General features: G+C 72.0%; 19 protein-coding genes. 10 read left to right on the top strand and 9 right to left on the bottom strand.

Going from position 1 to position 24,529, the window contains the following annotated elements; translation table 11 throughout:
* Positions 1 to 2: 2 nt before the first annotated feature.
* The 3 genes from OG787_RS44355 to OG787_RS44345 all read right to left on the bottom strand — a co-directional run bounded on the left by OG787_RS44355 (position 3) and on the right by OG787_RS44345 (position 5,211).
* Entirely contained in the window at positions 3 to 2,384 is a 2,382-nt protein-coding gene (locus OG787_RS44355) for a SpoIIE family protein phosphatase (RefSeq protein ID WP_405539094.1), read from the bottom strand.
* A 41-nt stretch (positions 2,385 to 2,425) separates the two neighbouring features.
* A complete protein-coding gene (locus tag OG787_RS44350; RefSeq protein ID WP_405539093.1) occupies positions 2,426 to 3,769 on the bottom strand; it encodes an SGNH/GDSL hydrolase family protein in 1,344 nt (447 codons plus the stop codon).
* Between the two features lie 119 nt (positions 3,770 to 3,888).
* Positions 3,889 to 5,211, bottom strand: a complete 1,323-nt coding sequence (locus OG787_RS44345) for a PHB depolymerase family esterase (protein WP_405539092.1) — start codon at positions 5,209 to 5,211, stop codon at positions 3,889 to 3,891.
* 402 nt (positions 5,212 to 5,613) lie between these two features.
* On the opposite strand from OG787_RS44345, the gene OG787_RS44340 reads away from it, so the two are divergent.
* From OG787_RS44340 to OG787_RS44330, 3 genes are all read left to right on the top strand, one after another.
* Complete coding sequence (locus OG787_RS44340; RefSeq protein WP_369029916.1) at positions 5,614 to 6,594, top strand: polysaccharide lyase family 1 protein; 981 nt, start codon at positions 5,614 to 5,616, stop codon at positions 6,592 to 6,594.
* Positions 6,595 to 6,656: 62 nt separating this feature from the next.
* Positions 6,657 to 7,463, top strand: a complete 807-nt coding sequence (locus tag OG787_RS44335; protein WP_369029917.1) for a pectate lyase — start codon at positions 6,657 to 6,659, stop codon at positions 7,461 to 7,463.
* A gap of 196 nt (positions 7,464 to 7,659) precedes the next feature.
* A complete protein-coding gene (locus OG787_RS44330; protein ID WP_369029918.1) occupies positions 7,660 to 9,660 on the top strand; it encodes a HEAT repeat domain-containing protein in 2,001 nt (666 codons plus the stop codon).
* Between the two features lie 527 nt (positions 9,661 to 10,187).
* Here OG787_RS44330 and OG787_RS44325 read toward each other — a convergent pair.
* Positions 10,188 to 10,754, bottom strand: a complete 567-nt coding sequence (locus OG787_RS44325; RefSeq protein ID WP_369029919.1) for a hypothetical protein — start codon at positions 10,752 to 10,754, stop codon at positions 10,188 to 10,190.
* A gap of 212 nt (positions 10,755 to 10,966) precedes the next feature.
* On the opposite strand from OG787_RS44325, the gene OG787_RS44320 reads away from it, so the two are divergent.
* The 3 genes from OG787_RS44320 to OG787_RS44310 all read left to right on the top strand — a co-directional run bounded on the left by OG787_RS44320 (position 10,967) and on the right by OG787_RS44310 (position 14,072).
* Positions 10,967 to 12,052, top strand: a complete 1,086-nt coding sequence (locus OG787_RS44320) for a WD40/YVTN/BNR-like repeat-containing protein (protein WP_369029920.1) — start codon at positions 10,967 to 10,969, stop codon at positions 12,050 to 12,052.
* A gap of 154 nt (positions 12,053 to 12,206) precedes the next feature.
* Positions 12,207 to 12,884: a uracil-DNA glycosylase gene (locus tag OG787_RS44315; RefSeq protein WP_369029921.1), complete on the top strand. Its 678-nt coding sequence runs from the start codon at positions 12,207 to 12,209 to the stop codon at positions 12,882 to 12,884.
* Positions 12,885 to 13,151: 267 nt separating this feature from the next.
* Positions 13,152 to 14,072, top strand: coding sequence for a sirohydrochlorin chelatase (locus OG787_RS44310; protein WP_369029922.1), 921 nt, complete (start codon positions 13,152 to 13,154; stop codon positions 14,070 to 14,072).
* 118 nt (positions 14,073 to 14,190) lie between these two features.
* Here OG787_RS44310 and OG787_RS44305 read toward each other — a convergent pair whose 3' ends face one another.
* Together OG787_RS44305 and OG787_RS44300 are read right to left on the bottom strand one after the other, a co-directional pair.
* On the bottom strand, positions 14,191 to 15,264 hold the full coding sequence (locus tag OG787_RS44305; protein ID WP_405539091.1) for a lactonase family protein: 1,074 nt from the start codon (positions 15,262 to 15,264) through the stop codon (positions 14,191 to 14,193).
* 37 nt (positions 15,265 to 15,301) lie between these two features.
* Positions 15,302 to 16,813, bottom strand: coding sequence for an FUSC family protein (locus tag OG787_RS44300; RefSeq protein WP_405539090.1), 1,512 nt, complete (start codon positions 16,811 to 16,813; stop codon positions 15,302 to 15,304).
* Between the two features lie 208 nt (positions 16,814 to 17,021).
* On the opposite strand from OG787_RS44300, the gene OG787_RS44295 reads away from it, so the two are divergent.
* On the top strand, positions 17,022 to 17,498 hold the full coding sequence (locus OG787_RS44295; RefSeq protein ID WP_369029925.1) for an Lrp/AsnC family transcriptional regulator: 477 nt from the start codon (positions 17,022 to 17,024) through the stop codon (positions 17,496 to 17,498).
* Positions 17,499 to 17,529: 31 nt separating this feature from the next.
* On the top strand, positions 17,530 to 18,228 hold the full coding sequence (locus OG787_RS44290) for an HAD family hydrolase (RefSeq protein ID WP_405539089.1): 699 nt from the start codon (positions 17,530 to 17,532) through the stop codon (positions 18,226 to 18,228).
* Positions 18,229 to 18,316: 88 nt separating this feature from the next.
* Here the strand turns inward: OG787_RS44290 and OG787_RS44285 are convergent, their stop codons facing one another.
* On the bottom strand, positions 18,317 to 20,149 hold the full coding sequence (locus tag OG787_RS44285; RefSeq protein WP_405539088.1) for a helix-turn-helix domain-containing protein: 1,833 nt from the start codon (positions 20,147 to 20,149) through the stop codon (positions 18,317 to 18,319).
* 323 nt (positions 20,150 to 20,472) lie between these two features.
* Here OG787_RS44285 and OG787_RS44280 point away from each other — a divergent pair, with 323 nt between their 5' ends.
* Positions 20,473 to 21,873: an esterase/lipase family protein gene (locus tag OG787_RS44280; protein ID WP_405539086.1), complete on the top strand. Its 1,401-nt coding sequence runs from the start codon at positions 20,473 to 20,475 to the stop codon at positions 21,871 to 21,873.
* A gap of 103 nt (positions 21,874 to 21,976) precedes the next feature.
* Here the strand turns inward: OG787_RS44280 and OG787_RS44275 are convergent, their stop codons facing one another.
* On the bottom strand, positions 21,977 to 22,699 hold the full coding sequence (locus OG787_RS44275; protein ID WP_369029929.1) for a LysR substrate-binding domain-containing protein: 723 nt from the start codon (positions 22,697 to 22,699) through the stop codon (positions 21,977 to 21,979).
* Positions 22,700 to 22,778: 79 nt separating this feature from the next.
* Here OG787_RS44275 and OG787_RS44270 point away from each other — a divergent pair, with 79 nt between their 5' ends.
* Positions 22,779 to 23,180, top strand: coding sequence for a DUF5997 family protein (locus OG787_RS44270; protein ID WP_405539085.1), 402 nt, complete (start codon positions 22,779 to 22,781; stop codon positions 23,178 to 23,180).
* Here OG787_RS44270 and OG787_RS44265 read toward each other — a convergent pair.
* On the bottom strand, positions 23,131 to 24,525 hold the full coding sequence (locus OG787_RS44265; RefSeq protein WP_405539083.1) for a salicylate synthase: 1,395 nt from the start codon (positions 24,523 to 24,525) through the stop codon (positions 23,131 to 23,133). The genes OG787_RS44270 and OG787_RS44265 overlap by 50 nt on opposite strands.
* Positions 24,526 to 24,529: the final 4 nt, after the last annotated feature.

Genomic DNA, 24,529 nt, shown 5'->3' with positions numbered 1-24,529 from the left:
TCTCAGAGAGTTGGTGGCAGTGCCTGTTCCGCCCAGATGGTCTTGCCCATGCCTGTCGGGCGGGTGCCCCAGCGGTCGGTGAGCTGGGCGACCAGGAGGAGGCCGCGGCCGCCCTCGTCGAAGGTGCGGGCCCGGCGCAGATGCGGCGAGGTGCTGCTGGCGTCGGAGACCTCGCAGATGAGGGTGCGGTCGCGGATCAGCCGGAGCTGGATGGGCTCGCCGCCGTACCGGATGGCGTTGGTGACCAGCTCGCTGACCACCAGCTCCGTGACGAACGCGGCCTCGTCGATGCCCCAGCGGGTCAGCCGGTCGGTGACGTGTTTGCGGGCGGTGGCGACCACGGCCGGGTCGGCGGGCAGGTCCCAGACCGCGACCTGTTCGGCGTCCAGGGCGCGGGTGCGGGCGACCAGCAGGGCGACGTCGTCGCCCGGTGTCTCCGGGAGCAGCGAGTCGAGCACCGTGTCGCAGACCTCCTCCAGACTGTCGGCCGGGACCCCGAGTGCCGTGCACAGAGCGGCCGTTCCGGTGTCGAGGTCGAGATCGCGGGCCTCGACCAGACCGTCCGTGTAGAGCGCGAGCACCGCGCCCTCGGGCAGCTCCAGCTCCGTCGCCTCGAACGGCAGCCCGCCGACGCCGAGCATGGGACCCGCGCTCACCTCGATCACCTCGACCCGGCCGTCGGGATACAGGACGACCGGCGGCGGATGCCCCGCGGCGGCGAGCGTGCAGCGCCGGGACACCGGGTCGTAGACCGCGTACAGACAGGTCGCGCCGATCTCACCGGCCTCGCCGCTCTCGTCGGTCCCGAGGTGGCCGACCAGGTCGTCGAGGTGGGTGAGCAGCTCGTCGGGCGGCAGATCGACGTCGGCCAGCGTCCAGACCGCCGTACGGAGCCTGCCCATGGTCACCGAGGCGTGCAGACCATGGCCGACGACGTCCCCGACGACCAGTGCCACGCGGGTCCCGGACAGCGGGATCACGTCGAACCAGTCGCCGCCGACGCCCGCCTGGGACAGCGCGGGCAGATAGCGGGAGGCGAACTCGACGGCCGCCTGACCGGCCATGGTCTGCGGCAGCAGGCTGCGCTGGAGGGCGAGGGCGGTGGTGCGTTCGCGGGTGTAGCGGCGGGCGTTGTCCACGCACACGGCCGCCCGGCTGGCCAGTTCCCGGGCCAGCGACGCATCGTCGTCGTCGAAGACGTCGGGCTTCTCGGGGGTCAGCAGCCGTACGAACACGGCCACGCCAAGCGTCGTACCGCGTGCCATCAGCGGTACGGCCATCAGCGCGAGGTCGTGGGTCTCGGAGTCTCGGAGTTTCGCGGAGCGGGCCGCGTGCAGGCCGAACCAGCGGTCGAGGTCGGGGTCGCCGGTGCGGGCGAGGACGGGCAGGCCGGTGGCGAGCGCGCGGGCGGGCGGCGAGTACGGCGGGTAGACGTCCGCCGCGCCGAGGCCGATCGCCGCTTCCGGGACCCCGGCCGTGAGCGAGTGGTGGGCGACCCGGCGCAGTTCCACGTCGGCGTCCACCGGTCCGACCGTCGGTTCGTCGCCCTGGAGGACCGAGTCCAACAGGTCCACGCTGGCGAAGTCGGCAAGCCGGGGCACCACCAGCTCGGCGAGTTCCCTGGCGGTCCGGGCGACGTCGAGCCGGGTGCCGATGCCCGCGGCGGCCTCGTTGAGCATGGCCAGCCGCTGCCGCGCACGGTGCTGATCGCTGCTGTCGAAGGCGGTGAGTCCGACCCCGAGCAGTTCGTCGGCCGGGTTCCGCAGCGGCCACATCTCGATGGTCCAGGCGTGCTCACGCCTTCTCAGGGGCGACCGGGTCCAGAACTCGTAGTGGACCGGCCGCCCGGTCTCCACGACGAGCTCCAGATGGCGCAGGAAGTCCCGGCTCAACTCGCTGTCCTCGACGGTGTCCAGGAAGTACCGGTGCAGGAACGTGGCCTCGGGCTCACCCATGGTGGCGACGGAGGCGTCGTTCATCCGCAGATACCGCTGCCCGGTGTCGAAGACGGTCATCGCCACGGAGGACTGCTGGAACGCCAGCACGCCCAGCTCCCGCCCCGCGTCGTCGGGCGCCGCCGTGACCACGTACGCCCGCCGCTCTCCCAGCAGCGGGGACAGGCGCAACGCCAGCTCCGGGCGGCGCCCGTCCCGGTGCCGTACGGCCACGACGGCGGCGCCGGACGCGCGCAGTTCCCGCCAGGCCGTGCGCGGGTCGCCCGCCACCAGGTCCGCCGCCGGGCGGCCGGTGACGTCGGCGGCGGTGTACCCGGTGAGCCGGCGGGCGCCCTCGCTCCAGCCCGTGAGGATGCCGTGCGCGTCGATCACCGCCAGGGCGTCACCGGACGGGACCACCCGCTCTTCCTCGCGCGGCCCAGTAGCCATATGTCCCAGGATGGGCGCATTGGCGGCGGGCAACAACCCGGTCAGTCGCTCCTGAACAGGTGCGCGGGAACGGTCGCGGCCAGAATCCGGTACCCCTCGGGGTTCAGATGCAGCCAGTCCCCGTCGTGGAGGTCCGCGCGCAGCCGCCGCGGGTCGGCCGGATCGCGTACGGCCCGGTCGAAGTCGACGACGGCATCGAAGGCGCCCCCGGTGCGGATCCAGTCGTTCACGGCCTGCCGGGTCGTCTCGCGCAGGCCGGCCGGGTCGTCGTACGGCGTGCTGCCGCCGAAGGGGGTGAGGGTGGCGCCGTAGACACGGATGCCCTGGGCGTGTGCGCGGACGGCTATCTGCCGGTAGGCGGCGACGAGGCCGTCGGTGACGCGCTGCTGGGCGGCCGGGGTGGCCTCGGCGGTGCCGATGTCGTTGACGCCCTCGAAGACGATCAGCCAGGAGACCCCGCTGTGCGCCAGGATGTCCCGGTCGAACCGGGCGAGGGCGTTGGGCCCGAGGCCGTCGTTGAGGACCCGGTTGCCGCCCGCGGCCTGGTTGAGTACGGCGATCCGGTCGCCGCCCGGAAGACCCCTGAGTCGGTCCAGGAGCTGGTCGGGCCAGCGGTTGTTGCCGTTGGTCGTGGAGCCCCGGCCGTCCGACAGCGAGTCGCCCAGCACGGCGACGGCCCGTGTGCCCGGCCGGGAGAGCACCTCGACGTCGCTGAGCAGGTACCAGTGGTTGACCGGGGTGGCCCCGGGCAGATCCTGCTCGGCCGTGCCGTCGCCGCCCAGCAGATACGAGGTGGTGCGTGAGCCCGGGTGCGAGGTGAGCGCGAGCGAGGCCTGGCCGCCGGCCAGGTACGTCGTCACGGTCAGGTTGGTCGCGGGGCGCAGCCCGAAGTCGAGCGGGTCGGAGACGACCTGGGCCCCGGCGGGGACGGTGGTGGACCGGCGTCCGGCGAACGTCACCTCGCGCAGGGTGCCGGGCTCGACGGCGCTGACCCCGGCCTGCCCGTTCAGCGGGAGGGCGACCGTCACGGCGGTCAGGGGCAGCGGTGTGGTGCCGAAGGCGTTGGAGAAGCGCAGCCGGATGCGCCCGCCGCCGGTGGAGACGCGCACGGTCTGGCGCAGGGTGGTGTCGACGAGGGTGGCACGCTCCCCGGTGAAGGGCGCGGGCGGCATGTTGCCGGGCTCGGTGAGCTGCGGCATCGACGTCCAGGTGTTGACCCACTTCGGGGCGGCCCGGCCCGGGTCGGCGACCGTCGGCTGCGGGCTTCTCACCAGGGCGACCACGGCGGAGGACGCCACGGCGAGGGCCAGCACGAACACGCAGGTGGCGACCAGGTAGGCGAGCGCTGCTTTTCCGGACGGCCGCTGGGGGCGGGGCGACTTCACGGGCCGGGTGCCTTCCTCTGTATCGACGCCCTGTCGGACGTACGGACGTCTTGTCGGGTCGATCGCTTCGGGCGGGACGACCGGGTGCGCGCTCGTGGCACGCACCCGGCAGCTCGGGCTCAACCGGCCGTACAGGCCGTGCCGTTGAGCGTGAAGCCGGACGGTGCGGCGCTGTTGCCGGTGTGGCTCGCCTGGTAGCCGATGCCGACGCTCGCGCCGGGCGCGATGACCGCGTTGTAGGTGGCGTTGCTGGCGATCACCGTGCCGGAGGCCGGTGCGTAGGTGGCGCTCCAGCCGGAGGTGATGGTCTGGCCGGAGGGCAGGGTGAAGCCCAGCGTCCAGCCGTTCACCGGCGTCGTGCTGTTGTTGGTGATCGTCACGTTCGCGGTCAGCCCGGTGTTCCAGGCGTTGACCGAGACGGCCACCTTGCAGGGGCCGGCCGGGGGTTGGGGCACGGTGCCGCCGCTGTCCAGGCCGAAGAAGGTGATCACACGGGCGGCCATGCCGGTGGTGATCAGGTTGTGGCCGACGCCCTGGAGGCTGATGGCCTCCACGGGCGCCCTGTCACCGGTGGAGCCGTATCGGGTGCGGGTCCAGCCGGACTGGGGCGAGTCGGTCGCGGTCGGCGTCTGGGTGAGCCCCTGCACATTGGTCCACTGCTTGATCTCCTCCCCGAAGTTGGGGTAGCGCAGGGTGTCGTCCTCGGTGCCGTGCCAGAGCTGCATGCGCGGCCGGGCCCCGGTGTAGCCCGGGTAGGCGTTGCGCACCAGGTCGCCCCACTCCTGCGGGGTACGGATCACCGTCCCCTGGGCGCACTCGCTGTTCCATTCCGAGCCGTTGGTGGTGGCGAAGCAGCCGAACGGGACGCCCGCGAAGGCCGATCCGGCCGCGAACACGTCGGGGTAGTCGCCGAGCAGGACGTTGGTCATCATCGCGCCGGAGGAGACCCCGGTGGCGAAGACCCTGCCCGTATCGGCGTTGTAGGTCCGGGTGACGTAGTCGACCATCGATTTGATGCCCACCGGATCACTTCCGCCGCCCCGGGTGAGCGCCTGTGGCGAGGAGACGTCGAAGCACTTGCTGGCACGGGTGACGGACGGGTAGATCACGATGAAGCCGTAGCGGTCGGCCAGCGAGGCGTACTCGGTGTTGGAGTAGAACACCGGCCCGGAGCCGGTGCACCAGTGCACGGCCACCTGGACCGCGGGGCGCGTGGTGACGGTGTCCGGGACGTACACGTACATCTGAAGATTGCTGGGGTTGGTCCCGAAGTTCGTCACCTCGGTGAGCGTGGCGGCGGCCTTGATGGGGGCCGCCGTGCGGGCCGTCGCCGCGGGCGCGGTGAGCAGTGTCGCCGCGAGTAACGGCAGCAGACCTCCGAGAAGTGCGACGAGCACCCGGCGCAGGCGCCTCTTCGCGATGTTGCCGACAGTGGTGGACACGTCCTTGTCCCTTCCTCAACACGGCTCGTGGGGGTACGCGTGGCGGAAGTCGAAGTCCCGCTCTGCGGGGCTGCCCGCCCGCATCGTGACATGAGCATGGCCCTCATGGAAGCGCTCCCACACGTCGAAAACATTCGCTGACCAGCGGTTGCTGAGCCGATCGGCACGTGTTGCGCGCAAAGCGTTGACCAGAAAGCGCTTACCCCCTACCTTCCGTTCATCGATGTGACCCATCGATGTCGATCCGCATTCGACGAGACGACCTCGAAGCGGCCTTGTAGCCCATACCTCCGGGGACAGTGCACTCCCCGAGGGAGCATCACGACACACAACATGGTGAACAGAATTTATGTATCTGATCGCCCCCACGGTCAGCCAGCCCTCGTGAAGGGACGCACCCGCATGCGTACAAGCCCCCCACGTACACAGACGCAAAGATCCGCGGCGGTGGCGGCCGTGGCCACCGCTCTCGCGACCGTCGCCGTTCTGGCCACCTCCCAGCCGGCCGGGGCGGCCGAGACCGCGCCCATCGGATTCGGCGCCGGAACGACCGGTGGCGGCAGCGCCACTCCGGTCACCGTGACGACGCTCGCCGCCTTCACGACGGCCGTCACGGGCAACGCGGCGAAGGTCGTGCGGGTGAACGGTCTGATCACGCTGAGCGGTCAGGTCGACATCGGCTCCAACACCACGGTCCTGGGCGTCGGTTCGTCCTCCGGGTTCACCGGGGGCGGCCTGAGGATCAAGGAGGAGACGAACGTCGTGGTCCGCAACCTCAACATCAGCAAGCCGCTCGCACCCTCCGACGGGGTGACCGTCCAGGAGTCCACGAAGGTGTGGATCGACCACAACTCCTTCTCCGCAGACCGCACTCACGACAAGGACTACTACGACGGTCTGCTGGACATCAACCACGGTTCCGACAACGTGACGGTGTCCTGGAACACCTTCAAGGACCACTTCAAGGGCTCGCTCGTCGGCCACAGCGACAACAACGCGTCCGAGGACACCGGCCACCTGAAGGTGACGTACCACCACAACCACTTCAGCAACGTCTACTCGCGCATCCCCAGTCTGCGGTTCGGCACCGGCCACTTCTACGACAACTACGTCGAGGGCGCCGAGACCGCCGTGCACTCCCGGATGGGCGCGCAGATGCTCGTCGAGAACAACGTCTTCCGTTCGACGCCGGTCGCGGTCACCACGAACCGCAGCAGTGACGTCGACGGATACGCCAACCTGCGCGGCAACGACCTCGGCGGAGCCGCCACGGAGGTCTCGCAGGTGGGCACCTTCACCACCGCTCCGTACAGCTACACCGCGGAGCCGGCCTCGACCGTCGTCGCCTCGGTGACCTCGGGTGCGGGCGCCGGAAAACTCTGACATCTCCGCCGACCGCGTCAACTCCCCACACAGCACGACCGACTGGAAGAAGGCATCGGGACATGACTTCTACGGCACCTCCACGCGCGCGCGGGCGCGCACTGACCGGCACCCTGGCCACCCTCGGCCTTTCGCTTGGCATGATCATGACTAGCGGCGCGCTCTCCCCGGCGAGCGCCGCGACCTGGCCGACCGCCAGCGGCAGCCAGGGTGTCTCCGCCACCATCCCGATCTCCGGCACCAAGGACTACGGGATGCTGCGCCTCTACGGCACCGGGGACCTCGGTTCCGGCAGCCAGGACGAGGACCAGGGGCCGATCCTCGAACTGGCGGCGGGCGCCGTCCTCAAGAACGTCATCATCGGCGCCCCGGCCGCCGACGGCATCCACTGCAAGGGCAGCTGCACGCTACAGAACGTGTGGTGGGAGGACGTCGGCGAGGACGCCGCCACCTTCCGGGGCAGCTCGTCGTCGAACGTCTACACCGTCTCCGGCGGTGGCGCGCGGGCGGCCAGCGACAAGGTGTTCCAGTTCAACGGCGCCGGGACGCTCAACGTCTCCAACTTCGCGGTGCAGAACTTCGGCACCTTCATCCGCTCCTGCGGCAACTGCTCGACGCAGTACAAGCGGACGATCAACCTCAACACCATCGAGGCCACCTGGTCGGGCGGCAGGCTCGTCGGCATCAACACCAACTACGGCGACAGCGCGACCCTGAAGGGCATCACGATCGTCGGGGACAGCAGCAAGAAGATCGTCCCCTGCCAGAAGTACATCGGCAACAACACGGGCAGTGAGCCGACCACGAACGGCTCGGGCGCCGACGGCACCTACTGCAAGTACGCGAGCAGCGACATCACCTACCGCTGACGCCGCTGAACCACCCCCCTCCGGCGGTTGTACGAGGCGGCCCGCACCCGCCTCGTACAACCGCCGTTCCCGTGTCCGGCGGCCTCCCGATCGCCGTGTCGAAGGTGCGTTCACACTCCCTCCCCCGATTCCGCTTGATTGTCAGTGCCGTGGTGCAGACTCCCGATCAGGTGGTACTTCGTGCGGGAGGGGCAGCGTGTTCACGGGGATCGACGATGTCGACTGGGCTTCGCTGCACCATGCGTACGGCAGCGCGGAGGACGTGCCCGGACTGCTGCGGGGGCTGGCCTCGGCGGACCCCGAGGAGCGCGAGTCGGCACTCGACGGGATGTACGGCTCGGTGCACCACCAGGGGGCCGTGTACGACTCGACGCTCGCCTGCGTTCCGTTTCTGCTCGCGCTCGCCGCCCGGGAGGAGGTGCGGGACCGGGGCGGGATCGTGGAGCTGGTGATGAGCATCGGCGAGGCGGGCGGCGCCTGTTCGGAACAGGCCGCCGCGGCGGTCCGGGCCGGTGCAGAGGTCTTCGTCGAACTGGTCGGGGACCGCGACACCGGGGTGCGGCGGGCGGCGCCGGCGGCCCTGGTCCGCTTTCTCGACGAACCCGCGCGCGTGCTGGCCGTGTTGCGGCAGCGCATCACGGTGGAGCGGAACGACAGCGTCCTGCTCGCCCTGGCGGAGAGCCTCGGCCTCTTCGCCCGCCTGCACGGCGGGCACGAGGCGGAGGCGATCGGCCAGTTGGTCACGCTGAGCGCCCCGCCCTTCGACCCGGGGCTGCGCCTGGCCGCGCTGGGCCAGCTCGCGCTGACCGCGCCCGAGCACCGCCCCGCCGATCTGGTCCCGACGGTCGTGGCTCTCCTCAGGGAGAGATCGGCACGCCGTACGGGACGGCCGCAGTGCTCCGATTTCCTGGCGGAGGACACCCTCACGCGTCACCTCCGCAGGCTGCGTCCCTCGGACGAGGAGGGCTCGCAGCTGCTGCGGACCTTCCATCTCGCCCTGGACGACCGGGTGGACGCCCGGATCGCCCTGCTCAACGGGCAGTTGAGCAGTCCCGCACCGACCGACCGCTGCAACGCGGTGTGGATGTCGGCGGGCCTGTTCCGCGAATGGCGCGCGGACTTCACGCGACCGGTGACCCTCATAGGACGGCAGCTCGGCGCCGACGAGGACCGCTTGAGGGAGGCAGCGTCGGCCGTCCTGGAGGACCTGTTCGCCCTGGCCGCCCCCGCCGCAGACGACCTGTTCGCCCTCGTCACCGCACGCCCGGAGGTCCGTGTACGCGTACGGGAGCGGGGCGGACCCGCCGTGGGCAGCCCGCTCAACGCCCTGGCCCGCACGGGGGATCCACGGGCGATACCCGTCCTGGCGGAGCTGCTGTCCGACCCCGCCGCACCGGACGGCCTGGGCCACACGGTCGCGCACCTGGGCCGGGCCGCGGTGTCTCTGGCCCCTGCCCTGCGCGCGAGGCTCGGAAGCATGCGCTTCGACCTTCCCGACGCGTACGACCGTGCCGTGCCGTTGCTGTCGGCGCTCGCGGCGTTGGGGGACGGGGCGGCCACGCCGGAGGTGCTGGGGGTGCTGCGCGGGATACCGGCGGGCCCCGGGCTGAGCGAGCGTCAGCGGGGGTGGCTGACGGAACGGGCGCTCGAGACGATCGGCGCCTTCGGAGCCGCCGCGCGTGACTCCGTGCCCGTGCTGCGCGGGCTGCTCGACTCCGCGCAGGCGGTGCGGGCGGCCGACGCGCTGTGGTCGGTCGAGGGGGACGTGGACGCCGTACTGCCCGTGCTGCTGCGGGAGTTGACGGGCGAGCACTGGCGCCGGCGCGCTGCCGCCGCCGAGGTGCTGGCGCGGCTCGGTCCTGCGGGCCGGGCTGCCGTGCCGGGGCTGCTTCGCCTGTGCGAGTCCGAGGAGGTGTGGGAGCGGACGCGGGCGGCGTGCGCGCTGTGGCAGATCACCGGGGACGCCGCTCCGGTCGTCGCCCCGGTACTCCGCTCGGCATGGACGCGGAGCCCGTACACCCGGGGCACGATAGCCACCTGCCTGATAGCGCTGGGCCCGGCGGCAGCCCCCTTACGGGACCTACCCCACACGGAACTCACAACCCACCGACGACACCGAGCACGCCAGGGCGGCTTCTCCGGCCAGGACGTACTGGAGGACGAGCGGTTGCTGAAGGCGTGCAGGGAGCTGGCCTGAGGCTCCGGAGTTGGCTGAGGCGGGGGGGGAGGTCGCGCAGCCCGGCGCTGTACGGGGTGCCGCTGCGCCCACCCGTGCCGCCCCTAGCGGCACGCATGCCCGCAGCTAGGCGGGTTCCCGCGGCAAGGCGGATTGACGGACCGCCAGCTGTGGGCGCACGCCCACAGCTGGGCACGCTGACCGCGCACCCGCACCCCGGTGCCTACCAACCCCGCCCCGCCGAGGCGCCCCTCCAGGGGCGCGAGGAACCGCGCGCTCAACCCCCACCGACCCGCAGCCGAACAGCGGGGGACGGACGGATCTTTCAGGGGCGCGAGGAACTGCGCGACCAGCCCCCACCCGCCCGCAGCCAAACGAACCGGGAAGGACGGGGTTTTCAGGGGCGCGAGGAACCGCGCGCTCAACCCCCATCGCCCCGCAGCCGAACGAATCGGGACGGGCAGGCTCTCAGGGGCGCGGGGAACTGCGCGACCAGCCCCCACCGACCCGCAGCCGGATGAGTGGCAACCCGTCCTTCGCGACACGTGTCAGCGTGTATTGCGACCCCACATGGGATCGAACCGCTCCCACGCCTCCTCCCACTCCTCCATTCGCCGTCGCTCCAGACGGCCACGGAGGAGGCGCCAGGCCACGTACGGCACCGTCGCGCCGCTCGCGCCCGCCAGGGCGCCGACCAGGGCGGCCCGCAAGCGGGCCTCCGACTCGGTGGCCGGCTTGGTCACCAGGCGGCCCTGCGGGTCCGTCCAGACCGTCGCCGGGCTGCCTGCCGTGCTGCCCGAGTCGACCCGGGCCTGCCCCGTGTGCGGGGTGCCGTCGGCGGCGGTCCAGCGGACCTTCGCCCACACCTTCTCGCTGCCGACCGTGCCCGGCGCGTCCTCGACGACCAGCGCCGTCACGGCACGCCACTCGGCCCGCTCTCTGGCCAGCCCCTGCTCGACGGAGTGGGTCGCCACCAGACCGACCAGGACTCCGGTGAGCACGGTGAGGACCCAGGTGGCCAGCACGGCCCACCCCTCCACGGCATCCACGCGACGCCTCAGCGGATTGCGCCGCCAACGCCACAGCCACACCCTCGGACCACGGAATGCCGCCATCGAAGGCATCCTCCTCACGCGCACACGGACATGCCCTGCCGTCCTCCCATACGCGCGATCTCCCGCCACTGCTCAGGGCTCCTCCGAGGTCTCCGTCACATCCCGCCGACAGACCGCTCTGACCTGTACAGACGCCGTCTCCAGAGGTGACTGTCAGTGGTGGGGTGCAGACTGGCCGATGACTGGACAAAGACGTCCCGGAGGTGATCGGAATGACCGAGGTACTGCTCACGGTCGGCACGCGCAAAGGCCTGTTCATCGGGCATCGGCGCGGTGGCACGTGGGAGTTCGACGAGAGCCCTTACTTCAACGCACAGGCCGTGTACTCGGTCGCGATCGACACCCGGCGAGAGACTCCCAGGCTGCTGGTCGGCGGCGACAGCGCCCACTGGGGACCGTCGGTCTTCCACTCCGACGACCTGGGCCGGACCTGGACCGAACCGGAGCGGCCCGCCGTGAGGTTCCCCAAGGACACGGGCGCCTCGCTGGAGCGCGTCTGGCAGCTCCACCCGTCGACAGCGGAGGCGGACGTGGTCTACGCGGGCACGGAACCGGCGGCGCTGTACCGCTCGGAGGACCGCGGCGAGTCCTTCGAGCTGGTCCGCCCGCTGTGGGAGCACCCCACCCGCTCCCAGTGGGTGCCGGGCGGCGGCGGTGAGGGCCTGCACACGATCATCACCGACCAGCGCGACCCACGCGCGATGACGGTCGCCGTCTCGACGGCCGGCGTGTTCCGCACGACCGACGGCGGCGCGAGCTGGGCCCCCTCCAACTCCGGTGTCTCCGCGGTGTTCCTGCCGGATCCGAACCCGGAGTTCGGCCAGTGCGTGCACAAGATCGCGAAGGACTCGGCCGACCCTGACCGGCTCTACCTCCAGAACCACTGGGGTGTGTACCGGAGCGACGACGCGGGCGGGCAGTGGACGGACATCGGCGCGGGCCTCCCCTCGACGTTCGGCTTCGCGGCGGCGACCCATCCGCACCGCGGCGACACGGCGTACGTCTTCCCCATCACCGCCGACGCGGACCGTGTCCCGGCCGACCGCCGCTGCCGGGTCTTCCGTACGGCGGACGCGGGCCTCAACTGGGAGCCCCTGTCGGCGGGCCTGCCCCAGGAGGACCACTACGGCACGGTGCTGCGCGACGCCCTGTGCACGGACGACGCGGACCCGGCGGGCGTGTACTTCGGCAACCGCAACGGCGAGGTGTACGCGTCGGCGGACGACGGCGACAGCTGGCAGCAGCTGGCGTCCCACCTCCCGGACGTGCTGTGCGTGCGGGCGGCGGTGATCGACTGACACACGGTCACGGAGAACGGCTCGGGTCCAACTGGCAGAACTGTAGGGGGCGGTGTGCACGGGCAGGGTCAGAAGCAGCAACGGTCCGGTCATCCTCGGTCGGCCTTCGACCACCGGTTGATCTCTGTCGTGTGTACGGCAGTAGGGTGACGCCGTGGCACCACGACCGTTGCATGAGATTGTCGAAGCGGGCTGGGCGAAAGCCCTCGAACCCGTAGCCGGACGGATCGCCGAGATGGGCGACTTCCTGCGCGCGGAGATCGCCGCGGGACGCACCTATCTCCCGGCCGGACCGAACGTCCTGAGGGCTTTCCAGCAACCCTTCGACGACGTACGGGTCCTGATCGTCGGACAGGACCCGTATCCGACCCCGGGGCACGCGGTGGGGCTGTCGTTCTCGGTCGCGCCCGAGGTGCGCCCGCTGCCCGGCAGCCTGATCAACATCTTCCGGGAGCTGAACACCGACCTGGGGGCGCCCCAGCCGTCCAACGGCGATCTGACGCCCTGGACCCAGCAGGGGGTGCTGCTCCTCAACAGGGCGCTCACCACGGCTCCGCGCAGTCCCGCCGCACACCGCGGCAAGGGCTGGGAGGAGGTCACCGAGCAGGCGATACGCGCGCTGGCCGCGCGGGGCAAGCCTCTGGTGTCGATCCTGTGGGGCCGCGACGCCCGCAACATCCGTCCGATCCTCGGCAGTCTGCCGTCGGTCGAGTCGGCCCACCCCTCCCCCATGTCGGCCGACCGCGGCTTCTTCGGCTCCCGCCCCTTCAGCCGCGCCAACGACCTGCTCAGCGGGCAGGGAGCCGCCCCGGTGGACTGGCGCCTGCCCTGACCAGGCAGGCCGGATTGTCGGACAGGGGGCGACTCGTCCCCCTGCCGGGCAAGTCGGGCCGCTCCACCGGGTGTTGCCGATCACGCGCGGTTGACCAGCACCGGAGGAGCGTGACGGCCGAATCCCGCCCCTCCGTCTGGCGGAGAAGTCACCACGTACTGACCACTTCTGATCCGTACGTAACTCATCAGACAAAAGCGGACGGATACCGCTCACCTGCACCCTCCCCGAACAGGGGAGCCCAATAAGCCAGTAACATGCGGCGCCATGAGCTCCCCCACTGGGCCCGCCGGCCTGCCCGTACGAATGCCGCGCCCCCGCCAGCCGGGCCGGCACCGCCGCCCCGAACCGCTGGCGGCTCCCGAGGGTGCGCCCGCGCTCGTCCTCGCGGTGCCGGGCGCGCCCAGTGCCGCCACCCGCGGCCTCGCCGAGGAGGTCGTGAGCATCGCCCGCTCCGAGCTGCCCGGCCTCGACGCCCGCATCGGGTACCTCGACGGTGACGACGCGGAGTTCCCCACGCTCCAGTCGGTGCTCACGCACACCGCGCAGGAGCGCACCGCCCGCTACGAGCAGGCCCTCGCCGCCGGTGTGGACGCCAAGCAGCCCGAGGGGCCCGTGGCCGTCGTCGTGCCGCTGCTCGCCGGTCCGGACAACGCGCTGCTGCGCCAGGTCCGCCAGGCCGTCATGGAGAGCCGGATCGCGGCCGACCTGACCGATGTCCTCGGCCCGCACCCGCTGCTCGCCGAGGGGCTGCACGTACGGCTGTCCGAGGCGGGCCTCGCGCGCGCCGACCGGGCCCGGCTGTTCACCGTGGCGACCGCCGCGGACGGCATCATCCTGGCCTCCGTGGGCGGCGAGGAGGCCGTGCAGGCGGCCGGTATCACGGGCATGCTGCTCGCCGCGCGGCTCGCCGTGCCGGTGATGGCGGCGGCGCTCGACCAGGACGGCTCGATCGCGGCCATCGCCGAGCAGTTGCGCGCCTCGGGCTCGCAGAACCTCGCGCTGGCCCCGTATCTGATCGGCCCGGAGATCGACGCCGGTCTGCTGGAGGCCGCGGCCAAGGAGGCGGGCTGTGCCTCCTCCGACGCGCTGGGCCCGTATCCGGCCATCGGCAAGCTGGCGTTGGCCAAGTACACGACGGCGCTGGGCATCGCCCCGCAGCAGCCGCAGGGCGCACCGGTCCGCTGACCCGCGCAGCACTCCCCGTACGGCGGCGCAGTACGACGGCCGGAACACGGTACGCCGAAGGGCCCGCTCCTTTCCCAGGAGCGGGCCCTCGGCGTTTCCGGCGGACGCGGACGCGCACTCAGCCGAAGATCACGCAGGACACGGCCGGTACCTCGATCGAGCCGGTCCGGCGGGGGTGGCCGGTGTCGGGGTCGAGGGCGAACCAGGTCACGTCTCCGGAGCGCTCGTTCGCCGCGTACAGGAAGCCGTTGGAGGCGGCGAGCGCTCGGGGCCAGTGGCCGCCGCACGGCACGGTGTCCACCAGCCGCAGGGCGGCTCCGTCACCGTCGACGGCGAGCACGGAGACGACGTCCTGGCCGCGCGTCGCGGTCCACACGAAGCGGCCGTCGGGCGAGGCGACGATGCCCGACGGATAGGCCTCGCCGTCCGGGGCGCCCGGAAGCACCGACGTCTCGCACAGAGGCGTCAGGAGGCCCTCGGCGGCGTCCCAGCGGCAGACGGTGACGGTCGGGGCGAGTTCGTTCAGCACATAGGCGTACAGGCCCTCCGGATGGAAGGCGAGGTGGCGCGGTCCGGAACCGGGGCGCAGGGCGGTCTCGCGGTGCGGTACGAGTGTGCCGTCGCGCAGTGCGTACACATGGACGGAGTCCGTGCCGAGGTCGACGCCGACGGCCCACCGGCCGCTCGGGTCGGGTTGCACCTGATGGGCGTGCGGCCCCTGTTGGCGCGCCGGGTCCGGTCCCGAGCCGCTGTGCAGGAGCACGTCGGAGGCGCTGTCGGCGAGGGTGCCGTCGGCGCGGACGGGCAGTGCGGAGACGCTGCCGGAGCCGTAGTTGGCGGTCAGTACGTGCCCGGCGAAGAGGGCGAGGTGCGTGGGCGAGTCGCCGTCGACCGGCACGGGCGGCCCGGCGAGTTCGGGCTTGTCGCCGGTCACTCGGTAGGCGGCCACCGCGCCCTCGGCCGTCTCGCTGACCGCGTAGAGCGTGTTCCCGTCGGCGGCGAGGGCGAGATACGACGGGTCGGGTACGTCGTCCGCCGCACCGAGCACCGTCAGGGCGCCGCTGTCGTCGTCCACGGCGGCGACCAGGACCCCAGGCCCTCCGGCCGCCGTGAACGAGCCGATGAACGCTCGCCGTTGTCCCACTGCCGTCCCCTCTCGATGTGCTGTTCGATCGGGGCGACCGTACCTCATCGGTCTAGACCAACAACCGGTGCGTACGTGAGAGGCCTCAGGCCCCGACCAGCGGCGAACCCGAGGGGCCGCGCAGGGGCTTGGCCATTTCGGCCAGGGCCCGTTCCAGGCCGTGCAGATGGGCGAGGGCGGGCTCGGTGGCGTGGGGGCGGTCGACGGGGGCCGTGACGGTGTCTGCGCGCCCCTCCGTGAGCGCCTCCACGGCGGTCTCCACGCGCCGGAAGGCGGCGGCGAGCCCGAGGTTGCGGGAGGCGTCCGGGCCGGCGGTCACAGCGGCCAGGCCGTGGATCTCGTAGGCGCAGTCGTCGAGCAGCGCCAGTACCCGGCGGGCCCGGCGCTTACGGGCGCGTACGGGGTTGAGCGGATGCACGAGCGGCGCGACCGAGAGCCGTACACGCCCCAGCAGCAGCTCCAGTTCGGCCACGCGCGCCGCCGGGTCGGTGGACGCAGCGGCGCCCGGTGCACCGGCGAGGCGGGCGGTGGCCTCGGCGGTGCAGGCGTGGACGCAGCGCAGGGCGCGCTGGATCCAGGCGTCGGTGGTGGCGTGCGTGGTGATCGGCAGGACGAACAGCACGGCCAGCAGCGCACCCAGGGCTCCTACGCCGGTCTCCGCGAACCGTACGGCGAGCAGGGCCGGATCGAGGACGCCCAGAAGCCCGTACAGCAGTTCGGCGAGCAGGGTGACCGAGAGCATCATCCAGGTGTACGACACGGCGGCCGAGTAGAAGATCCCGAACACGCATACGGCGACGAGCACCGCGGTGGGTACGGGAGCCCCCGCCACCGGGACCGCGACGGCGAGGCCGAGTCCGATACCCAGCACCGTCCCGAGGATGCGGCGGAAGCCCCGGACCAGGGTCTCGCCGCGCGAGGTGGTGTTCACGAAGATCCACCAGGTGGCGCCGACCGCCCAGTACCAGCGGTCGCCGGACACCAACTGGCCCACGACCAGCGCGAAGGCGGCGGCGGCCGTCGCCTGGACGGCCTGACGTGTGGTGGCGCGGGCCAGACCCCGTTCGCCGGCCGGGGCGACGGGGGCGGGCGGAGGGGGCGTACGGCGTTCGTAGCACCACAGCCCGAAGCGCACCGCCGAGGCGCTGAGGACGGACAGGAGGACGGCGGCGTACAGCTCGGGCAGCTGCTCCGGTCCCGCGTGCAGGAACTGGGCGACGAAGAAGGTCATGAACGCGAAGACGCCCAGGCTGTGGCCGCGCGGGCCCCAGCGGCGCGCGTAGACGCCCGCGCCGACGACGGCGAGGAGGACCAGCCCTCGGGCGACCGGACGATCGTGCAGCTCGGCCGCGGCGGCGAGGACCGGGAGACCGACAGCGGGCAGCAGCGCGGTGGTGACCGCCTGGGCGCGCACCGTGGCGTCGGTGACCGTGAACAGGGCGAGCAGTGCGGCGAGTCCGCCGGTCACGGCCCCGGTGAGCGAGTGCCCGGCGAGGCCGCAGCCGGTGACGGCCAGCCCGATGCCGAGCACGCCCCGCGCGGCGAAGCGCAGCCGCGCGCGGCCCGGGTCCGGCGCCATGAACACCCTCTTCAGCACTGCTGTCCCGCCCCCATCTGATCCATCCGAGATCGGCATGCAAAAGGCGCCGCGGGGTCCGCAGCGCCATCGACGGGGACATTGCAGCATCACAGTCGCCACTGGCTCAAGTGGGGTCGAATATGCTGAGCCATTGGCACAGACATATCGGTCCACGGGTGTCAACTGTCGAGCCAACGGACCATGAACAACAAGGAGGGCCGGACCCATGGCCGTGGACGAGCTGGACACCCGCATCCTGCGGCTGCTGCTGGGGCAGCCGCGCACCAGCGTGCGCGAGTACGCCCGGGTCCTCGGTGTCGCACGCGGCACCCTCCAGGCCCGCCTGGACCGCCTCGAACGGGACGGCGTGATCACCGGGACGGGTCCGTCGCTCTCCCCCGCCGCCCTCGGCCATCCTGTGCTGGCATTCGTGCACATCGAGGTCACCCAGGGCCATCTCGACGAGGTCGGGGACGCGTTGGCGGCCGTACCGGAGATCGTCGAGGCGTTCTCGATCGCCGGTGGCGGTGATCTGCTCGCGCGGGTCGTGGCCCGCGACAACGCGCATCTGGAGGACGTGATCCAGTCGCTGATCAGTGTGCCGGGCGTGGTCCGTACCCGTACGGAGGTGGCGCTGCGCGAGCGGGTCCCGTACCGGCTGCTGCCGCTGGTGGAGTCGATCGGGCGTACGGCCGCCGGCTGATCCTTCTTCGCCCCTTGGCATCCTGGGAGCCATGAGCACTCTCGGCACCACCGCGGTCATCTTCGATCTCGACGGCACCCTCGTGGACAGCGAGCCGAACTACTACGAGGCGAGCCGGCAGACCCTCGCCGCGTACGGCGTCACCGGTTTCACCTGGGCCGACCAGGAGAAGTCCGTGGGCATCAGCACCCGGGAGACGGTCACGCTGTGGCGGGAGCGGTACGGGCTGGACGCGCCGGTCGAGGAGCTGCTCGCGGAGAAGAACCGGCGGTACCTGGAACTGGCGCGGGCCGACACTCCCGTCTACCCCGAGATGCGGAAGTTCGTGGAGTTGCTGGCGGGCGAGGGGGTTCCGATGGCGGTGGCCTCGGGGTCCGCCCTGCGGGCCATCGAGGCGATCCTGGCGGGCACGGGGCTGGACGCGTGTCTGCGGACCTTCGTGTCCTCGGACGAGGTCGCCTGCGGCAAGCCCGCGCCGGATGTCTTCCTGGAGGCCGCGCGGCGGCTCGGGGTGGCCCCAGCGGACTGTGTGGTCGTGGAGGATGCGGCTCCGGGTGCCGCTGCCGCGCGCGCGGCCGGTATGCGGTGCGTCGCGATTCCGTATCTTGCCGCGCAGGCCGATGATCCCGGGTTCGCTTCGGTGGGGCTGTTGGTGCGGGGTGGGCAGGGGGAGTTCATGGCCAGGGCTGCGTTTGAGTGGCTCGTGGGGACGGCTGGGCAGGAGGGATAGGGCCGGTTCGTTGTCGGGTGCGGGTCCGGTGGGGGCTGGTCGCGCAGTTCCCCGCGCCCCTAAAAGCAGGGCGAGCCCCTCAGGTCCGTCAAGGACGTGGCCGGCGAGTGGGCGAGGGTTCCTCCGCCGCCAGCAGGTCTCGGCATTCCGTCGCCAGGAGTCGCATCCCGTTCGCCTCCGCTCCGGTCAGTGCCGAGCGGAGCAGTGCCACGCCCTCGGAACGTCGTGTGCCGGCCTTCTCGCGGAGCAGTGCGCGGGCCTCGTTCGCTCTGAGGCGGGCCGTCTGGGGTGGGGAGCTGCCGACCACCAGGCGTTCGGCCTGGCGGAAGTGGCCCAGGGCTGTCGTGGTGTCTCCCTCCGCCAACGCCAGCAGGCCCATGGCTCGTTCGGTCGGGCCGACCAGTACCACCGGCCAGCCCGCCAGTGCTATCCCCGCCGGCCTGCGGGCGAGCGCCTCACGCAACACCGGTACGGCGTGGGCGAGTTCGGTCTTGTAACCGCCGTGCGCGTCCAGGCCGGCGCAGACCTCCGCGAGCAGGACCAGCGCCGGTACGGACCAGCCGTGCGGAGGGAGCGACGTGCAGTCGGCGGTCTCCCGGAGGAAGGCGAGCAGTCGGTCGGCCGCCTCGTCGTGGTCGCCCACTTCGCAGCGGGCGAGCGCGAACCCGGCCCGCCAGACGGGGAAGTATCCGTGCCGTTCGACGCCGTCGGCGAGCCCGGAGCTGAAGAGTTCGGCCATCCTGCCCTGCTCCCTGAGCAGCCAGTACACCTGGCCCAGCCGGGTCTGGAGCAGGGTGTCGGCGGGTACCGCGAGGTCCGCCTCCAGGCTCGCGACGATCTCCCGCGACTCACCGAAGATCCAGTCGGTGGCGGAGTCGAACCGGCCGCACCACAGGTCGAGCAGGGTGTCCAGGGTGCACTGCTGCCAGCGCGCGAGGGTGCTGCGCGTACGGGCCGCGTGTCTGCGGTGCTCGGCCACCGTGCCCGTGGCGCCGTGCACCCGGCCGACGCGGAGCTGGTCGATGGCGAGTGCGACGAGGGACTCGCCCAGGAAGTACGGGGAGCGGGCGCGCAGCGCGCAGTCCCGGAGCCGCAGGGAGGTGGTCAGCGACTCGATGGGCGGTACGAAGTCGTAGAGGCCCCAGCGGCACTCGGTGAGCACCTCGCAGCGCGTCTCCTCGTCCTGGCCGCCGGTGGCGAGGCCTTCCAGGGTCCGCCGGGCCAGGTCGGCGCCGCGTTCGGGTCCGGCACCCGGCCAGGCGGTGTCCTCGCTGACGGACATGGAGAGCTTCTTCGCCAGATGCGCGCCGAGACGGAGGCGCAGTCCGGCCGCCTCGGCGCCGTCGCGGCTCTTGAGCGTGGCCAGGGTCTCCCGGATCAGGTGCAGGAGTTCGTGGTCGACGCGGCCCGGATCGGACCAGCGCCTGGCCCGCCGTACGACGGCCACCGCCTGCGCTTCGGGGTTGTCGGTGCCCTGCCGGTAGGCCTGGCGGTAGTAGGCGTCCGCCTCCTCCATGCGCCCGGCGAGGTAGCTGGTGTCGCCTCGGTGCAGCAGCCGGTCGAACTCGGCGCCGTACCGGGAGGGTTGGGCCGGGACCGCGCCGGCGTTGTGCGTCGGTGTCGCGCGCCGGAGGCCAGGTGTTCGCGCGGGCGGTACGCCGGGGGTGTCGCCGCGGGACTCGGGGACCAGGTCGAGCAGTTCACCCTTGGCGTCCAGCGCGTCGTCGCAGCCTTCGGCCAGTTCACGGGTGACCCGGCGGTGGCCGTTCTCGATACGGCTGAGGTAGCCCCGGCTGCAGTGCACGAGGCCCGCGAGGTCGGCGAGGGAGAGTCCGGCGGCGAGCCGCCGGCGGCGTAACTCCCCGCCGAACCGCGCCGATTCGTCCGCCACGCCGTTCACCACGTCGTCCGTACGCCCCACGACTGCCCGCCCTCGCCCGCCTGTTGCCCGGTGTTGCCAAATATGCCCTGGCAACACCGGATCTCTCCCTCTGACGGCGAGATCGGACAAAGCTGGCCCAAAAGGCGTACGGAGCGTCCCGTCGAATGTATGGAGAACACATTGAGGAACAGGATCGGGCGAAGGGAGTCCCCGGGCCGGGCCGGAAACGGCTCCCCCCTTCCTGTCCCCTGTCTCCTCGGTACCGGTCCGAGGTACCGAGGAGGAGGTCCCGGGTGCTCCACGGGGGTGGGCACCTGGGGCCTCCGTATCCGGCCACCGGAGGCGGACACATGCGTTGCCCTGTGAGACATCCGATCGTCCTGGTCCCGGGAATCCTCGGCAGTGTCCTGGAGGGGCCGACGGGTCCGCTGTGGGCGCCGGGCAAGCCGTTGCTCCAGTCCCTGGCCGAGCTGCGGGATCCGGACACCACCGGGCATCCGCTGACGCTGCGCTGCGACACCTCGTCGGTCAGGGCGTCACGGCTGTTTCCCGACGTCGCCGTGCTGCCCGGCCTGCTGCGGAGCAGGGGCTACGCGCAGACCGTCGACTGGGTGCGCCGGCACTTCGACGTGACGGACGGTCCGGGCGGCGGGCTGCTGACGTTCCCGTACGACTGGCGGCTGGACAACCGGGTCCATGCCCGCAGGCTGGCCGAGGTGATCGACCTGCATGTCGCCGAGTTCCGGGAGCGGACCGGCGCGCAGGACACCAAGGCCGTCGTCATCGCCCACGGCATGGGCGGCCTGATCGCCCGCTACTACGTCGAGGTGCTGGGCGGCTGGCGCGACTGCCGGGCGCTGATCACCCTGGGCACCCCGCACCGCGGTTCGGTACGCGCGCTCGACACGCTCGCCAACGGATTCCGGCACCTGCCCGGCGTACGGACCCTGACCCGCGGCTTCCCCTCGGTGCACCAACTGCTGCCGGTGTACTCGGTCATCGACACCGGGGCGGGGCACATCCGGATCGAGGACGCGGCGCCGCTGCCGGGGGTGCGCCAGGATCTCGTGGGTGACGGTCTGGGCTTCCACCGGGAGATCGCGGCGGCGGCCGCGTACAACGCCGAGAGCTTTCCCGCGTACGCGCACCAGCATGTGACGCTGCCTCTGGTGGGTACCCGGCAGGGCGGCACGCTCCAGTCGGCGCGGTGGAACGGCCACGGGGTGGTCTGCTCGGCCGAGCCGCCGGGAGCGCTGGTTCCGGCGGTGCTGGCGGACGGGGACGGTGCGGTGCCGCGGGTCTCGGCGATGCCGCCGGCGATGCCGGAGGACCGGTGCCGGTTCGTGCCGGAGGCGCATGGCGCTCTCCAGTCACCGCGTGTGCTGTCCGGTCGGCTCCTCGAACTGCTGCTGCGTCTCCAGGCGCCGGGCCTGATGGACGTGCGTGGTCCGTCGGATCCGCCGGCGCGGGTGGCGCCGGCTATCAGTAGTGAGGTCGACGACGCGTATGTCTGTTCGGTGCCGGTGACTTTGCGTGCGCAGGTCGTGGGGGCTGCTCGGGCGCCGGAGCGGGTGCGGGCGACGGTGACTCGGGAGGACGGGGAGACGTTTTCTCTGGTTCTGCGGGAGGTTTCGCCGGGGCGGTACGAGGTGCGGAGGGTGTTGGCGGCGGGGGTGTACGAGGTCGAGTTCGTGGCGGAGTCGGGGGCGCCGGTTCCGGGGCGGGTTCAGGACTGTTTCGTGGTGTTGTCGAGGCCCGGATAACTGGACAGGCGGTTCCTTCGCCGCGGGCCGGTGGGGGCTGGTCGCGCAGTTCCCCGCGCCCCTTTCGGGGCGCGTTCCGCGCCGCCTTCCCAGGGCCGTTCTCCTACTTGCGGCGGGGTTTGCCCTGGCGGGTGCCCCTGCCCCGGGCTGCCGACCTTCCCGCAGGAGGCTGGGAGCGCTTCTTGGGCTTCGGCTGGGCCTGCTTGGGTTCCTCCCGGCGGCCGCGGGAGCTGTTGACCGTGCGGCCTCGGACGATGCCGATGAAGTCCTCGACCAGGTCGGTCGTGCGGGCCTCCGGCCAGGACAGGGCGACCTGGGATTCGGGGGCGTCGGTGACCGGGCGGTAGGTGAGGTCCTTGCGGTGGTGGAGGCGGGCCAGGGACTGGGGGACGACGAGGACGCCGATCCCGGCGGCGACCAGTTCGATCGCGTCCTCGGTCGTCGCGGGGCGCTCGAGCGCGGGGCGGCCGGGGAGGCTCTCCCAGGCGAGGGTGTCGTCGAGGGGGTGCAGCACGATGTCGTCGGCGAGGTCCTCGGCGGTGATCTCGTCGACGGCGGCCACGACATGGTCCTTGGGGACCACGACAACGGTCGTCTCGGTGTAGAGGGGGATCGCGCTGAGCACCGTACGGTCGACCGGCAGGCGTACGAGGCCGGCGTCGGCGTCGCCGGCCAGCAGCAGGTCGTGCGCCTCGGTGGTGGACACCTGGAGCAGGGTCAGGGGGACGTCGGTGCGCCGCTCGTTCCAGATCCGCACCCACTTGGCGGGGATCACTCCCGGGACGTACGCGAGCCGGAACGCGGGGGAATCTTCCGAGCCAGTCACCGCGCCAGGCTACCTGCCCCGCCACCTCCCCTGATCGTCGTGGTCGGCGCTGGTTCGTACGCTCGATACCCTTGGCACCATGACGACGCACCAGACCTCCCAGACCATGAAGCCCGCGACCGCGGCGAAGAAGCTGGGTGTGTACCTCCAGGCCACCCCCGCGGAGTTCCAGGAGGGTGTCGTCACGCGTGCCGAGCTGACCGCGCTACAGACCGACCCGCCGGCCTGGCTGAGCGACCTGCGCCGCGACGGCCCGCACCCCCGTCCTGTGGTCGCCGCGAAGCTGGGCATCTCGATCGCGGGGCTCGCCCGGGGCGGGGTCACCGAACCCCTGACCACCGAGCAGATCGACGAACTGAAGCAGGAGGACCCCGGCTGGCTCCGGCGCGAGCGCTCCGTGCAGGCCGACGTCCGCAAGGAAGCCGCGCGCATCAAGGAGTTGCAGCAGGACAAGCAGGAGCGGGAGCGGCAGGGCAAGTAGACGCGCTGGGCCTGGGCACCAGGTAGGGCGCGACACTGGCGAGCTTCTCCCGGGTCTCCTCCGTCTCCCGTTCGGGGCGTGAGTCCGCGACGATGCCCGCGCCCGCCTGCACCCAGGTCCGGTCGCCCTCCTGGAAGACGGTGCGCAGGACCAGCGCCGCGTCCAGGGAGCCGTCACTCGCGGCGGTGAGGACGGCGCCCGCGTGCAGCCCCCGTTCCTCCCCCTCCAGCCTTCTGATCCAGGGATAGGCCGCCGCCTTCGGGATGCCCGAGGCGGTGACCGCCGGGAACAGGGCGGCGAAGGCGTCCCAGCAGGTGAGCGGGGCGGTGAGGCGGGCTTCGACGGTCGAGGCGAGATGCTGCACGCTGCCGCGTTCCCTCACCGTCATGTACTCCGTGACATGCGTGCTGCCCGGTGCGCCGAGTGCGGCCAGTTCCTCGTAGGCGGCCCGTACGGAGATCGCGTGTTCGACGATCTCCTTGCCGTCGTGGCGCAGGACCTCGCGCAGCGCCGCCGCTGCCCCAGGATCGGCGGGGCGGGCCCTGGTGCCGGCGAGCGGCTGGGTACGGACCGTGCCGTCCGGGGTGACCTCGACGACGGTCTCCGGACTGAAACCCGTTGCCTCTGTCTCCCCCAGACGTAGGAGGAAGGAACGGGCGGGCGAGTTGGCGCGGCGTCCCGTGACATAGGTCGCCGGGAAGTCGACCGCGAAGCCGACGGGCACCTTGCGCGACAGGACCACCTTCTGGAGGGCGCCCGCCCGGATGCCGTCGACCGCCGCACGGACGGCGGCGGTGTACGAGGGGTCCGCGGGCGGTTCCGGCCAGGGCATCGGGGGTGGGGTGAGCGGCGGGGCGGGCGGGGTGCGGAGCTGCTCGGCGAGGCGGCTGAGCCGGTGCGGATCGCTCGCGCGCAGCAGGGTTCCGGCCGGTGTGAGGCGTACCTCCTCGTGCGGGACGAAGAGGTGGAGGAGGGGGCGGTGCAGGGTCCGGTCGAGGAAGTCCCTGTCTGTGTCCTGCTGTTGGGCGTGGGCCAGTTCGAAGCAGGCTGTGCCGTAGACGCGCCAGTCCTCGACGGGGAGTGCCGCGAGGAGCCCCGCGAGGGCGGGCAGGGGGCGGTCGTGCCAGGGGATGTCCTTGCGGTCCGTGCCGCAGGTGTAGTGGAGGTGGGTCCGGCCGACGGTGATCCGGGCGAGGGCGCCCCGCGCGAAGAACCAGGACTCCCCCTGTTCGTACGCGAGGTAGGGGTCGTGGTCACCGGAGGCGCGGGCGAGGGCGGCGAGGGTGAAGGGCGGGTCCTGGACCGGCGGGCCCGCTTCCGTCACGTAACGGAGGGTCTGTCGCACGGCG

This window comes from Streptomyces sp. NBC_00075, assembly GCF_045041225.1.
In the GTDB taxonomy this organism is placed as follows: Bacteria; Actinomycetota; Actinomycetes; order Streptomycetales; family Streptomycetaceae; genus Streptomyces; species Streptomyces adonidis.
Note: the sequence above shows the minus strand (reverse complement) of the source record. Positions and strands in the feature narration are given on the sequence as shown.